This is a genomic window from Exiguobacterium sp. SH1S21 (assembly GCF_004337175.1).
GTDB classification, from domain to species: Bacteria; Bacillota; Bacilli; order Exiguobacteriales; family Exiguobacteriaceae; genus Exiguobacterium; species Exiguobacterium aurantiacum_A.
Genome location: NZ_SJUY01000002.1, coordinates 255,861 through 269,684, shown reverse-complemented (window position 1 = coordinate 269,684; position 13,824 = coordinate 255,861). Strand labels below are relative to the sequence as shown.

Below are 13,824 nucleotides of genomic sequence, written 5' to 3'. Positions count from 1 at the left end.
ATACATGTTATTATCGAAAAAATGGTTGAACCAATATATCGACGTCTCAGACTTGAGCGGGCAAGCGTTAGGTGATTTGATCACGAAAAACGGGATTGAAGTCGAGAGCGTGACAGACCGCTCTGAAGGATTGAAAGGTCTCGTCGTCGGACACGTCCTTTCATGCGCGAAACATCCAGAGGCGGACAAGTTGAACGTGACAACGGTCGACGTCGGTGACGACAGCCCTGTCCAAATCGTCTGTGGAGCACCGAACGTCGCGGCCGGACAACATGTCATCGTCGCAAAGGTCGGCGCGAGACTGCCTGGCCTTAAAATCAAAAAAGCAAAACTTCGTGGCGTCGAGTCGCAAGGCATGATCTGTTCGCTCGAAGAACTCGGTTTCGAGAAAAAACAGATTCGCGAAGACGAACAGGACGGCATCCATACGTTCCGGGAAGAAGTTGAAGTCGGAGCGGACGTCATCAGCTTGCTCGACCTCGATGATGAAGTGATTGAACTCGGATTGACGCCGAACCGTTCGGACTGCCTTAGCCTATACGGCATCATTCATGAAGTCGCGGCGATTTTAGAACGCCCGTATACGTTGCCAGCAGCCGATGTCGAAACGGATACGCCGAACGACGTGTCTGTGCGACTCGAGACAGACAACTGCACGTACTACGCGACGCGACGCGTCGACGGGGTAACGATTGGCGAGTCGCCACAGTGGTTGAAAAACGTCTTGATCGCGGAAGGTGTGCGCCCGATCAACAACGTGGTCGATGTGACGAACTACGTCATGCTCGAACTCGGTCAACCGCTCCATGCGTTTGACACGTCTAAGCTCGGCCGTACCATTTTGGTTCGCCAAGCCCAGGACGGAGAAGAAATCGTCACACTTGACGATGCGACGCGCACACTCGATTCGTCGATGATGGTCATTACCGATGGACAACATCCGGTCGCAATCGCTGGAGTGATGGGCGGAGCGAATACCGAAGTCGACGCGACGACGACGAGCATCATCCTGGAGTCGGCTTACTTTACGCCGGCCTCGGTCCGGAAGACGAGCCGCACGCTCGGTCTTCGTTCTGATTCAAGCGCCCGTTTCGAAAAAGGAGTCGATCCGGAACGTTTACTCCTCGCGCTTGACCGTGCCGCTGCACTGATCGTCAACGTAAGCGGCGGGACAATCAGTGAGCCGGTCATCGCCGGAAGCAAAGCGTCCGACGCCCGAACGATTGACGTGTCGATCGATTATATTAACCATCGACTCGGGATGGACCTCGACCAGACGACGATCAAACATATTCTAAAGCGGCTCGGGTTAGACGTGACAGGAGACGAAACGTTGACGGTTCACGTCCCGTCGCGGCGTCCGGACCTAGAAGTGCCGGCTGATATTACGGAAGAAGTGGCGCGACTATACGGGTACGACAGCCTTCCATCGACGCTCCCGGCATCGCAGTCGAAAGGCTACCTGCCAAAAGACAACGTACTCCGTCGTCAAGTGCGCCGCGTCCTTCAAGGAACGGGCTTGTCACAAGCAATCACGTACTCGCTCACGAGCGAGCTTCATGCGTCACGGTTCAACGGCGAGGGAGCGACGACAGTCCGACTCGCCATGCCGATGAGTGAAGAGCGTTCGGTGTTACGGACATCACTCGTTCCGGGGTTGCTTGAAGCGGCTCGTTATAACACGGCGCGTCAACAAGCGAACGTCCGTCTATTTGAGACAGGACGGGTGTATGTAGAGCACGGAGAGACGTTGCCACGCGAAACGGAACGTGTCGCGGGCGTAGTGACAGGACTTTGGTACGATCACCGTTCGCAAGGAACACGCATCCCGGTCGATTACTTCGTCGCGAAAGGCATCGTCGATACACTCATGCGTTCGCAACGCATCGACGTGACGTACGAAGCGGCCGTCATTTCAGACATGCACCCTGGCCGCACGGCGAACGTTCTCGTCGCGGGGAACGTCATCGGATACGTTGGGCAAGTCCATCCGGCCGTATCGAAAGACGTATACGGCTTGAAAGAAGTGTACGTCTTCGAGCTCGATCTTGGCGCATTGAAGTCTGAAGCGATGCTCGTCTATCAAGACGTACCACGTTACCCATCGATTTCGCGAGATCTTGCGCTCGTGTTGAAGCGTGACATTCCGGCCGGTCAAGTCGAGGCGACGATCAGACAAGCGGCGGGTCCGCTCTTGATCGAGCTTGCTCTGTTCGACGTCTACACGGGCGATAACGTCGGTGAAACGGAGAAGTCGATTGCCTTCTCGCTCAAATATCAAGATCCGACGCGGACACTTCTTGATGAGGAAGTGACAGCGTCGTATGATGCAATCATCGAAGCAGTCAAAACCAAATACGGCGCAGAAGTACGCGCTTAACAGACAACAGCGATTCCCTTTATTGTGGGAATCGCTGTTTTTAGAATTCATTGAATTTCAAGCGCCAAGTCACCGAACTTCGTCCAACCGACGAGGCAAGTCACTTTATAAAGAAGGAACGTGATGACAGCCGGTAAGATGACGCCGGTGCCGACGAAGATGAGAAACGCTTCCATGCCCTGTGCGGCAAGGATATTGAGCGGGGCGATCATTGAGTTCAAGCCGAGCCCGGCAATCTCATACGGTACCTCGAGTGAGAACCAAAGCGTCGCGATCGGAGCGCTGATCATGGCGGCGATGAACGGCGGCATGACGACCCGTGGATTTTTGACGACGTTCGGGAACTGGACTTTCGGTGTGACGAAAAACGATGCGACCAAGCCGCCGGGGTCTGTTTGGCGATAAGCCATGAGCGTGAAGCCGACGAATTGGGCGGTGCAGCCGATCAAGGCGGCAGCACTCGCGACCGGGTCGAGCTGAAGCGCGATCGCAAGCGCGGCTGATGAGGCAGGTGACATGAGCATGATACTGAAGACGAGAGCGATGACGAGTGACGTTGCGATCGGTGATGTGTTTACCGACGAAGTGATGCTCGCGCTGATCGAGTTGATGAGCGGTGTCGTGACGGCAGCGGCGCCGACACCGACGATGCCTCCGCCGAGTACGGCCGTGACCGGGACGACCATCATATCGAACTTCGTCTTACCGAGGACGCGTTTGCCTAACCAGACGGCCGCCGCTGCGGCAATCAAGGCGCTGATCGGTTGACCGGGGACGAGGACGAGTCCGCTCTCCGTCGCTTGAAGGGCCGCGCCCCCGACGGTCGCCGCAATCATCGAACTGAACAAGATGAGGGTGTTGCCGCCGAGCTGATAGGCGACTCCGGCACCGAGCGCCGGGGCGAGCAGTGATTTCGCGACTTGTCCGATCAAGACGAGCGTGTCTAGACCGGCCATTTTACCGATCGTTTCGATCAAGAGTCCGACTCCGAGTGTGACGAGGACGGCGCTCGCCATTCCTGCTGATATTTTGATCATCCGATCCATTGCGTACTGTTTCACTTCCATCATCTCCTCTGTGTATCGATCCAATAAAAAAACCTATCCTGATTGGATAGGCGCACGGTTCATGCATTGAGCGCCTCGTCCGAAACCATCGAAACAAGGGCCCAAAAATTCGTCTCGGTCAGCGAGTCGATTTTTCAGTCCCTCAGTCGAATAATAATCAGTAGGCCGTTATGTAATGGTGTACGCATCGTCGCCAGCTCCTCTGTTCAAGATTTGTCTAAGAGTAACACGATATTTTTCAATAATCAATATTTTCTGAAAACTTTCTGAAAAATATTTTTTTGCACAGACAAAACAGAGACCCGCTTCCGTTTAAGGAAGTGAGTCTCTGTTTAACGGTATCGACTTAAGACGTACTGGCTGCAAGTAAACCGACTTGTTGATCGATGAAGTCCATTGAAATGGAATTGAACGTATCGGGTTGATCGACGTTGACGACATGTCCCGAATCGTGGACGACTTGGACGTGTGCCGTCGGTTGATGCTTCGCCGTTCGTTCGACGGCCTCGAGGAACATGTAATCCTCGTCGCCCATAATATAGAGGATGGGGACGGATGTTTGGATTGAAGTGAAGTGACGCAGCAACGGATTCATGTTTTCCGTCATCTTGAACCAACGGATGAACTCGCGTTGACAAAGGTTCGCCGCGTCGCGCACGAACATCATCCGCGACTTTTTATGCCGTTTCTTCGGCAACAAGATCCAAGCGAACAGTTGATACAGCCACATGTAAGGCACGAAGCTTTGCACGAGACTGCCGAGCCGGATGAGCAATGTCGAGCGGACGTTGAACTTGACGATTGCACCACCTAAGACGACAGAGGCGATGCGGTCGGGGTGATGCTCGAACATCGCTTGGATGACGATCGTTCCGAGCGATAGGCCGACCATATGGCCTTTTTCAATATTTAAATGGTTCATCACTTCGACGACGTCTTCGACGACGACATCGAGTGTGTAGGCGTTGAGTGGTTGATTCAAAGATTGTTCTTCGTTATATGAGCCGCCATGACCGCGGAGGTCGAGCAGCAAGACGTTATATTTCTTTCGAAATGGACGAATTTGACGATACCAGTGAGATAGACTCCCGCCTGCGCCATGTATGAAGATGACCCAAGGATGGTCGTCGCTTAATGTGTACGTTTTATAATGCAACATGAACGCTATCCCCCAAAAGTTTTTAAGTTCATTAAACCATAAAACAAATATAACATATCTTTGAAGTGAGAACTATCGTTTCTGCTCGCATAAACGCATCGCTTTTTTCGTGTTCGCGAAGTGAACTTTAGCGATATCGTTCAAACGTTCTTGACCGTAGCGAAGGATCAAGGTCGCGGCCACTTGATCGACTTTCGCTCCGGCCCCTTTCGGTAACGTGACACCGAGTGTCGCGCTCAATTTGTCCATCTCTTTCAAGAAAAAAGCGCGGGCGAGGATCGAGGCGGCGGCGACGGCGACGTGGAGACCTTCTGCTTTCGTCGAGAAGTAGACATCGTCTTTGACGATATCGGTCTCAGAACTCAAATGTTTGTAGTAGACGGCTTTTTCAGCGAACTGGTCGATTAGAATCGCTTCTGGCGTCTCGTCTAACTTTTTCAAGAGCGCCGACAACGCCGCGTTGTGGGCGATTGCGGTCATCTTCCCTTGCGTCATCGTCCGTTGCATTTTGTTGTACGTCGGGTTGTGTAGCGTCGCTTTCTGGTAGGGAATCGTGACGTGCAAATCTTTGGCGATGCGTAAAATATCTTTATCGGTAAGCAATTTAGAATCTTTGACGCCGAGTTCTTTGACGAGGGCAATCTTTTCCTTCGGGACGTAGGCGGCGACGACGACGAGCGGACCGAAATAATCGCCTTTCCCGACTTCATCGCTCCCGATGACGGACCAATCGGAAAAACCGGCCGGTAACGTATGTTTTGGAACAGACGTTTCCTTTTTGATGGAATCTCCCCATTTGGCCGCCTCTTCATCCGCAGCCCGACCTTGAAACATGACTTTTCCCGAATTGTACACGGTGATCACACATTGGGGCGTCTTGGCACTGAAGCGGGCGTGTGGTGGCGGATTGACCGCGTGAGCGCGATAGCTCTGGATTAATTGTTCTTGAGACGCGGTCGATAGTTTGATGACTTGATTGCCCAAAGTGAGCACTTCCTTTCTTAACGTTCGCAAATTTATCTTACATTTTTTTCGCGCATTTTGAAACCAATGATTCAATTGATACGTATGAATGAGTGAGTAGAAAAGAAGTGAGGTGAGACGGAGATGTGGTGGCGCGATGACACGGACCAAGATGAGGCAGAGTTCCTCTATAAACATATTCTCGAGCTCGAGGCCAGGATCGCCAAACTGGTTGCCCATCAAGTCAGGGTGCGTCGCCTGCTGATGCAAGAGTCGTCGGAGGCGGCGACAGAGCAGATTATTACGTTACAGGGCGAAGTCGATCACTATTTAAAACTACTGCGTCAGGAACGGCTCGAAGAGGTTGAACGGTATGATCGGTTAAACCTTGAACGAACGCTTGGTCGCGTGCGGAAGGCGGTACAGTATCCGACCCGGCCGTTATCGGAATGGGATACGATTGAACAGGCGCTCGCACTTGAAGTCGAACATTTGCGACGTGTGCTCGCATATGAACAACAGCGCCGCACCGAGGAGGGATGGTAATGGAATCGTTAGATCAACTGTACTGGTGGGTACTCATCATTGCCGGTCTCGGTACATTTTTATACATGCTGTTCTCGGACGCGTTCGATTTCTTCGAAGGTTGGTTCAATCCGGCCGTCATCCTGTCTTTCCTGGCGCTCGGTGCAGGTATCGGGTTAATCTTGAACGCGCTCGCCCATGTGTCGCCGATGATCGGTCTCGCGGTAGCGCTCGCCGGCTCATTCGCGCTCACGACGTTACTATACTTGTTCGTCCTCCTACCGCTGTCAAATGCGGAAGAGTCGATTGGTATGACCGATGAGTCGCTCGTCGGACTGGTCGGGCGATTGACCGTCCCTGTCCCGGAAGGCGGTTACGGGGAAGTGCTCGTCGAGTCGGTCGTCGGTTCGATTTTGAAGACGGCGCAAAGTATTGACGGGAAAGCGATCCCGAGTGATCGTCGAGTCGTCATCATCGAAGTACAACGAAATATCGCGGTCGTCATGGAATATGACGAACCCACTATTCGAAAGGAGCAATAATGTATGGACACAACCATTTTAGTCAGTATTATCGTCGGGGTGATTTTGCTCGCCTTGATCTTCGTGTTTGTCTTGAAATATCGTACAGTCGGACCGGATGAGGCGCTCATCGTCACCGGGAGCTACTTAGGTAAAAAGAACGTCCACAGTGACGCTTCCGGTAACCGCGTCAAAATCATCCGTGGCGGCGGGGCGTTCGTGTTGCCGGTATTCCAACAAGCGGAACCGCTCAGTTTGCTCTCGAGCAAGCTCGAAGTAACGACGCCTGAAGTGTATACCGAGCAAGGAGTCCCGGTCATGGCTGACGGGACGGCCATCATTAAAATCGGTGGCTCGATCAGTGAGATTGCGACAGCGGCCGAACAATTCCTCGGCAAACCGAAAATCGAGCGTGAGAACGAGGCGAAAGAAGTGCTCGAGGGTCATCTTCGTTCGATCCTCGGTTCGATGACAGTCGAAGAAATTTATAAAAACCGCGACAAGTTCTCGCAAGAAGTGCAACGTGTCGCCTCGCAAGATTTAGCGAAGATGGGCCTCGTCATCGTCTCGTTCACGATTAAAGACGTACGGGATAAGAACGGATACCTTGAGTCGCTCGGGAAGCCACGGATCGCCCAAGTAAAACGTGACGCCGACATCGCCACGGCCGAAGCGGATAAAGAAACGCGCATCAAACAAGCGGAAGCGATGAAGGACGCGAGGAAAGCGGAGCTTGAACGAAACTCTGAAATCGCGGAAGCGGAAAAAGAGAACCAACTCCGCATCGCCGACTACCGCCGCGAGCAAGATGTCGCTAAAGCACGGGCTGACCAATCGTACGAGCTTGAAGAAGCCAAGGCCAAACAAGAAGTCACAGAGCAACAGATGCAAGTTCAGATCATCGAGCGTCAAAAGCAAATCGAGCTCGAAGAGAAAGAAATCATGCGTCGTGAAAAGCAATATGATTCAGAAGTGAAGAAAAAAGCCGACGCCGACCGCTATGCGATCGAACAGGCTGCGGAAGCTGATAAAGCGCGTCAAATCGCCGCAGCAGATGCCGGGAAGTACCGCATCGAGGCCGAGGCGAAAGCCGATGCTGAACGCGTCCGTCTCGCTGGTGTCGCCGAAGCCGATGCTGAACGGGCGAAAGGGGAAGCAGAAGCTGATATTATTCGTCTTACTGGTCTCGCCGAAGCCGAAGCGAAACAAAAGATCGCCGAGGCGTTCGAACAGTATGGTCAAGCCGCCATTCTCGACATGGTCGTCAAGATGCTTCCTGACTACGCGAAGCAAATTGCGGCACCGCTCGGTAACATCGACCAAATCACGGTCGTCGATACGGGGAGCGGTAAAGACGGGGGAGCCGGGAAAGTCACGGGTTACGCGACTGATTTGATGGCTTCACTGCAGCAGACGCTCAAAGCGTCGTCTGGGATCGATATGAAAGACTTGCTCGATAATTTTGCCGGAAAAGGCAATGTGCCGACCTCACCGACTGCTGAACGGAAGTTGGCGGAAACGACCGTCGCGGCGTCAGAAGAATAAGTTGAATCAACAAGGCTGCAGGCAATCGTCTGCAGCCTTGTTTGTCGTGACATCGTTCAAATTATTGCCCTAAGTTTTAAAAGGTTTGACTTCAAACCCGGTGTAAATCAGACGATACATGAGATGTCAGACCATTAGAGAGAGGAAGTACATGTTATGAACAAAACAATTATAATCGGCGCATTGACGACTTGTATCGTTTGGCTATCCGGGTGTCAGTCTGTCATTGATCAGCCCGAACAGACGGTCGAACCTCGCCAATCGATGGGTGTCGTCTTGTCTGACGTTGGTCTCGGGGACCAATCGTTCAGTGACGCTGCGATGCGTGGCATGGGGCAGTTACGAGAGACGGGAGATTGGTTCGTCGATTATCGAGAATTGGAAGAGACCGAAACATACAAAGCAGGATTTGAGCAATTGGTCGAAGATGGACACGATGTGGTCGTCGGTCTCGGTTTCGCGAGCCAAACCGATCTAGAAACGGTGGCTTCAAAGCACCCAGATCAACAATTTGCCTTAGTCGACGCGGTATCGACGTTACCAAACGTCATCTCGGTCACGTTCGAAGAGACAGAAGGCAGCGCGTTGGCGGGTGCGGTCGCGGGACTTGAAACCGAGTCCGATAAAATCGGATTCATCGGAGGAGTGGACAACGAGTTGATCCAGAAATTTGGAACCGGGTTCGAGTTAGGGGCGAAAAGCGTGAACGAGGACGTCGAAATGCTCGTCGACTACGCGAATGATTTCGCCTCGCCTGAGATTGGACGGAAATTGGCGGAAAAACAGATTGCCGCAGGGGCAGACGTGCTTTACGCTGCGGCTGGTCTGACCGGCGTCGGTGTACTCGAGACGGCTGAACGAAACGGGATCAAGGCGATCGGAGTCGACAGCGATCAATCGATGATCGCACCCGATGCGGTCATCACGTCGATGTTAAAGCAAGTCGACTTGGCCATCGTCAAGATCGCGGACAGTCTTCAAACAGAAGCAATCAACGATCATATCGAACTCGGAATCGAAGAGGGCGGTATCGGGCTAGCAGCGCTGCGCCGTGTGCAATGGACCGATGAAGAGACAGAGCAGTTTGAAGCGGTTCAGAAACGGTTGCTGGAGGGGACGTTACAATGACTTTACGCAAACGCTTTATCTTCTCGACCGTATTCACGGTCTTACTCATCGTCTTGATGATGAGTTATGTATTGACGACGTTGAACCGGTTGCAGACGTACAATGAGCAATACGGCACCCAGATGATCGAGTTATCTCAACTCGAGACGTCACTTTTGCAAGAACAATCCCTTTGGACGTCGCTCGGTGAACAGATGAGTCAATCGACACTGACGCAGCTCGAGCGGATTCGTGCCACGAACACGGAGACGTTTCAAGAGATGAATCAAACCTATTTGATCGATGAGTTTTCAACTCACCTTGATCGAGCCACAGCCAAATATGAGCGTATTGAAGCAAATATTGAAACGGCTCAAGCAGGCGGTATTGCTGCCCGGATTCAAGCGGCGAAACTAGAAGGGGTCTTGAACGACGTGAACACGTTGTTGTTAAAAAACGGAACGTTTTACGAGGCGTTGCAAAAAGAAGCGGCCGACGAGACGAAACGCCTGTTCCTCGTCTCAATCTTGTTGACGGTGTTCGTCATCACGGTGCTAAGCCTGTACAACTTCTTCTTCGCCCGCTCAATCACACGCCCGCTCGAACGGAACGTGAAAGCAGCCGAGGCGATCGCGGCCGGGCACTTGATCACGTTGCCGGATTCAACGCGACGCGATGAGATCGGCCGACTAGAACGCGCCATGCGAGATATGACGGCGTCGCTTCAAACCGTGATCGGCTCGATCCGGGTCACGTCTGTTAAAGTGAATGAGATGACAGAGACGGCCGCCGCTGAAAATGAAGCGGTCGTGAGTACGACGTCGAACATCACGAACGCGGTCGATGAGATGGCGAACGGGGCCCAATCGATCGCGACTGAACTTCAAGAGACGCTCGAGTCGGTCGGGATCATGGCGACGTCGTTCGAGACGAGCTTGAACCAGACGAAACAAACGACCGAAGAGACGACCGAGATGACACGTGAAGTGGCGGCCGGAATCGAGACGTTGACGGATCAAGAACATATTCTACGGCGCTCGAGCGAGCGGAATCAATCGCTCGTCGAACGGATGGACCAGTTCGCGAGAAAAACAGAAGAAATCGAGAAGATGGCAAAACTTGTCGAAGACGTTGCCGCCCAAACGAATTTACTTGCCTTGAACGCCGCGATTGAAGCCGCACGAGCCGGTGAGGCCGGGCGAGGTTTTGCTGTCGTCGCGAGTGAAGTGAAGAAATTGGCTGAGGAGAGTAATGTGGCGACGCGCTCAATCTTCGGGGTCGTCCAAACGATTAGGGACGAGGTCGGCAATTTGACAGAGATGGTCGAAGAGTCGAGCCACGAGCAAACGGCGCAACTTCAAGCGTTCGGACTGACGAAGCAAGCGTTCACACGCATCCATGATCGGACCGATCACGTGGCCTCATTCGTGGGCACGATCGAACAAGAAATGGTCGCTTCGAGCCGTGAAGTCACGAACGTGTTGAAACGCGTCGAAGAAGTGAGTGGTGTGACTGAAGAATTAGCAGCCGGTAACGAAGAAGTCGCCGCCTCGATGAAAGAGCAACAGGCAAGCTTTGATCAAATCTTTGCCTTGATGCAAGAGCTAGAAGGACAAGCCGCCTCACTGGCGAGCCAAGTTCAACATTTTGAAGAGCAATGAGACAAGTTGAAGAGCAATGAGACAAGTTTCGGCTTGTCTCTTTTTTGCGTTCCGATACGCCATCGATCCGTGGGTGAACAATCAAGCATTGCGACCGCATCTAACAACTAGGACTTGAGCGTGAGCCGGCTATTTCTCGCATACTAATGAAGAGACATTCGTTTATGTGGGGGGAACGGTATGGAGAAGTGGAAACGGTATGTCGTCGCGTTGCTCGTCATCTTGTTCGTCGGTGTCGGTTATATGTTCTATTCGAAAGAGCCAGAAAAGACGATGGTCGAGGAGTTTACGACGGTGGAGGAAGCAGAGGCGGTGCCGGTGACAGAAGTTGTCGTCTATGTCACGGGAGCGGTTGAAGCGCCCGACACGTATACGATGCCGCAAGGGGCTAGAGTCGGGGACGTCTTGTCTCTCGCCGTGTTGACGGACGAAGCTGACCCTGAACAGCTGAATTTAGCCCAATTGCTCGTAGACGGCACGAAAATCATGGTACCGAAACAAGGAGAGGCCGTTGCAGTGCCGGAAACCGATACGACGAACGGCATTCACGTCAACAGTGCGACGAAAGAAGAGTTGATGACCGTCCCCGGGATCGGTCCGGCCAAAGCGGACGCTATTTTGAACTATTTGAAAGAACACGGCCCATTTAAATCGTACGACGAGCTCGGGAATGTCAAAGGGTTCGGTGAGAAAACGCTCGAGAGCATGGAAGGCTATTTGTTGGTCCCGTGATATGCCGATCTATCCATTGATCCCGATTGGTCTATTCATTGCTTGGAAGTCTGGGGCTTTTGGTGTCGTGCTTTTGTTCGGGCTAGCCATGCTCTTGACGTGGCGTCGGCAAGCGGTCTATACACATGTCGGTGCGATCTCACTCGTTTTCCTAGTACTGTTACAAAGTTCTGACCCGGCGGTACATGAAGCCGGGGATGCAGTCTTTGCCATCGAGAGCCGACGTGACAACGGCCAATCGGTTCGGCTCTATGGTGAATCGAACGGGATGTCTGGGGTCTTGATCGGGCGCGACGTCGAGCTCGGGCGTCCGGGTGAGACGTGTCTCGTCACGTTCGAACCAATTCCTTTTTCACCGCTTCGAAATACGGGAGGTTTTGACGAGGCGAAATGGGCGCAAGGGGCTGGATTGTCTTTTAAAGGGGAGGACGTCCATGTCGAACGATGTCGACCGAGTGACGGATTAAATGGGCGTATGCTGCGCTGGAAAGAACGTCAGCTCGAACGGATCGAAGCGACGCACCGTCCGGACGTTGCGCTTTACATGGAGGCGTTACTGTTTGGCGAGAGCCGTCTGCTCGACGAGGAGACATCGTTCTCCTATCGCGTGACGGGTCTGCTTCATTTGCTCGTCATTTCCGGGTCCCACATCGCCTTGCTCGTGTTTGCGCTCAGATGGGTGTTTCGTCCGTTGCCGCTTCATCGGGAGATGAAACTTGGTCTCGTGATCGTCTGTGTGACCGCATTCGGTTGGCTGACTGGTTTTTCGCCGCCGGTGGCACGAGCCGTGCTTGTCGCTGACGTCGTGCTCGTCTTGTCGATATTCGGTCAGACGATTCGCGACCCGGTTCGTATGCTCAGTTGGTGTGCGGCAGCCCTGTTAGCCGTTCAACCGTACTTGCTGTGGAATCTCGGGTTTCAATTGACAGTCGGTATGACCTTGTTTTTGCTTTTGACACGGTCGATGTGGACAAATCTGTTCAGCGTAGCGCTTTATGCCCAATGGTTCGGTTTAATTTTTTTATGGCAAATCCAGCCGATCATCTCAATCTTTGCTCCGGTGTACAACGTGATTGGCGGATTGTTGATTTCCTGGGCGATCCTTCCGCTTGCGCTCGTCACTTATGTGATGCCGCAGTTCGAACCGACGCTCTATCCGATTCTCGACGGGTTGAACGGGATGTTTCAGATACATCATACGTATCGTCCGTGGGTCCCGTTGCACGACATCACATTTTGGCATGCGGTCTATTTGTTCGTGTTGCTCGGGATCGGATTGATTCTGTTAGATAAGAGACGTTTGGTTGGATGGGTCATTGCTTCAGTTTCGCTGCTTGCGCTGCACGTCTGGTTAGAATGGTCGGAAGAGCCGCGGGTGACGTTTTTAGACGTCGGGCAAGGGGACGCCATCGTCGTCGAGCAAGCCGGTATCACTGGTGTCATCGATGTCGGCGGCGTGTTTCAACATCCGGACGAGCAGAAACGGTCGACGTTCGACCCGGGTGCCGATGTCGTCGTCCCTTACATATGGAAACGAGGCGAGACCCGACTTGATTTCATTTTGCTGACGCATGCTGACCATGACCATATCGGTGGGCTGACGGGCGTGCTTGATCTGATTCCGGTCGAGGAAGTATGGATCGCGGCTGAAGTGGCCGATGAAACGAAGCGGCGGGCGTTAGTCGACGAGCTCGAACCGTATGACGTGAACGTGCGGTTGTTAGAAGCAGGAGAGCGGCCTTATCCATGGATGTGGGTCGTCACACCGGTTGATGCGGGCGAGGACGAGAACGCAAATTCAGTGTCGGTTTTTATGAAAGTCGGAGACTTGTCCTATTTATTGACGGGTGATTTACCGGAGGCGAACGAGCGGTTGATCCCGACTGTCGACGTCGATGTGTTCAAACTAGGCCATCACGGGGCCGAAACGTCTTCCGGTGCTGACTTGATCGCTCGCATCGATCCAGAGTTTGTGGTCGTCAGCGTCGGCGCCAACAATCGATACGGTCATCCTCATCCAGACACGCTCGCCCGTATTCAGGGAAGGCGGTTGTTGCGGACGGATGAGGACGGGATGGTCGTCTGTGAGCGGGGACGGTGTCAGGGGAGTGTGAGAAGGGCAGTCAGGCCGTGAAAACTATGATAAACTAAAAAGCGATTGCTC

General features: G+C 53.1%; 11 protein-coding genes. 8 read left to right on the top strand and 3 right to left on the bottom strand.

Annotated features, from left to right (window positions below):
• Nucleotides 1-4 precede the first annotated feature (4 nt).
• Nucleotides 5-2,380 carry a phenylalanine--tRNA ligase subunit beta gene (gene pheT, locus EVJ24_RS04855; protein ID WP_131439993.1) on the top strand — a complete coding sequence of 792 codons (2,376 nt, stop codon included), beginning with the start codon at nt 5-7 and terminating at the stop codon, nt 2,378-2,380.
• Nucleotides 2,381-2,427: 47 nt separating this feature from the next.
• On the opposite strand, the gene EVJ24_RS04850 is transcribed toward pheT, so the two are convergent.
• From EVJ24_RS04850 to rnhC, 3 genes are all read right to left on the bottom strand, one after another.
• Nucleotides 2,428-3,450, bottom strand: coding sequence for a PTS transporter subunit IIC (locus EVJ24_RS04850; RefSeq protein ID WP_131440114.1), 1,023 nt, complete (start codon nt 3,448-3,450; stop codon nt 2,428-2,430).
• A gap of 343 nt (nt 3,451-3,793) precedes the next feature.
• Entirely contained in the window at nt 3,794-4,606 is an 813-nt protein-coding gene (locus EVJ24_RS04845; RefSeq protein ID WP_131439991.1) for an alpha/beta fold hydrolase, read from the bottom strand.
• Nucleotides 4,607-4,678: 72 nt separating this feature from the next.
• A complete protein-coding gene (gene rnhC / locus EVJ24_RS04840) occupies nt 4,679-5,590 on the bottom strand; it encodes a ribonuclease HIII (RefSeq protein WP_131439989.1) in 912 nt (303 codons plus the stop codon).
• A gap of 123 nt (nt 5,591-5,713) precedes the next feature.
• On the opposite strand from rnhC, the gene EVJ24_RS04835 reads away from it, so the two are divergent.
• The 7 genes from EVJ24_RS04835 (at nt 5,714) to EVJ24_RS04805 (ending at nt 13,794) form a co-directional block, all read left to right on the top strand.
• Nucleotides 5,714-6,115, top strand: a complete 402-nt coding sequence (locus EVJ24_RS04835) for a hypothetical protein (RefSeq protein ID WP_131439987.1) — start codon at nt 5,714-5,716, stop codon at nt 6,113-6,115.
• Entirely contained in the window at nt 6,115-6,636 is a 522-nt protein-coding gene (locus EVJ24_RS04830; protein WP_083273931.1) for a nfeD-like family protein, read from the top strand. The genes EVJ24_RS04835 and EVJ24_RS04830 overlap by 1 nt, the downstream gene beginning before the upstream one ends.
• 3 nt (nt 6,637-6,639) lie before the next feature.
• Nucleotides 6,640-8,160: a flotillin family protein gene (locus tag EVJ24_RS04825; protein ID WP_131439985.1), complete on the top strand. Its 1,521-nt coding sequence runs from the start codon at nt 6,640-6,642 to the stop codon at nt 8,158-8,160.
• A gap of 156 nt (nt 8,161-8,316) precedes the next feature.
• The gene (locus EVJ24_RS04820) at nt 8,317-9,288 is read left to right on the top strand and encodes a BMP family lipoprotein (RefSeq protein WP_131439983.1); all 972 of its coding nucleotides are present in this window, start codon (nt 8,317-8,319) and stop codon (nt 9,286-9,288) included.
• On the top strand, nt 9,285-10,928 hold the full coding sequence (locus tag EVJ24_RS04815; RefSeq protein ID WP_131439981.1) for a methyl-accepting chemotaxis protein: 1,644 nt from the start codon (nt 9,285-9,287) through the stop codon (nt 10,926-10,928). Before EVJ24_RS04820 ends, EVJ24_RS04815 begins: the two co-directional genes overlap by 4 nt.
• A 180-nt stretch (nt 10,929-11,108) precedes the next feature.
• Nucleotides 11,109-11,660, top strand: coding sequence for a helix-hairpin-helix domain-containing protein (locus tag EVJ24_RS04810; protein ID WP_131439979.1), 552 nt, complete (start codon nt 11,109-11,111; stop codon nt 11,658-11,660).
• Between the two features lies 1 nt (nt 11,661).
• Nucleotides 11,662-13,794: a DNA internalization-related competence protein ComEC/Rec2 gene (locus EVJ24_RS04805; RefSeq protein ID WP_161568732.1), complete on the top strand. Its 2,133-nt coding sequence runs from the start codon at nt 11,662-11,664 to the stop codon at nt 13,792-13,794.
• Nucleotides 13,795-13,824 lie beyond the last annotated feature (30 nt).